The 290-nt window shown below is 49.7% G+C and carries 1 protein-coding gene and 1 pseudogene; both read left to right on the top strand.

Annotation, left to right across the window (positions count from 1 at the left end):
- Positions 1–104: pseudogene (gene rpsE, locus SB765_RS28990) on the top strand (30S ribosomal protein S5); the annotation flags it as partial.
- A gap of 5 nt (positions 105–109) precedes the next feature.
- Positions 110–289 (top strand): 50S ribosomal protein L30, encoded by a 180-nt coding sequence (rpmD, locus tag SB765_RS28985; protein WP_003850166.1) that lies wholly within the window; start codon positions 110–112, stop codon positions 287–289.
- Position 290 lies beyond the last annotated feature (1 nt).

Raw genomic sequence — 290 nt, 5'->3', positions numbered from 1 at the left:
CGATTAACGTGGTTCGTGCAACTATCGACGGCCTGGGCAATATGAAATCTCCGGAAATGGTCGCTGCTAAGCGTGGTAAATCCGTTGAAGAAATTCTGGGGTAATCACGATGGCTAAGACTATTAAAATCACTCAAACCCGTAGTTCAATCGGCCGCTTGCCTAAGCATAAAGCCACTCTGGTTGGCCTGGGTCTGCGTCGTATTGGCCACACCGTTGAGCGTGAAGACACGCCTGCAGTACGCGGTATGGTTAACGCGGTTTCCTATATGGTTAAAGTGGAGGAGTAAG

The organism is Pseudomonas sp. SIMBA_067 (assembly GCF_046534675.1).
In the GTDB taxonomy this organism is placed as follows: Bacteria; Pseudomonadota; Gammaproteobacteria; order Pseudomonadales; family Pseudomonadaceae; genus Aquipseudomonas; species Aquipseudomonas putida.
Note: the sequence above shows the minus strand (reverse complement) of the source record. Positions and strands in the feature narration are given on the sequence as shown.

Excerpts from the sequence above, each read along its gene's own strand:
- rpmD (WP_003850166.1), top strand. The coding sequence starts at position 110 with ATGGCTAAGACTATTAAAATCACTCAAACCCGTAGTTCAATCGGCCGC.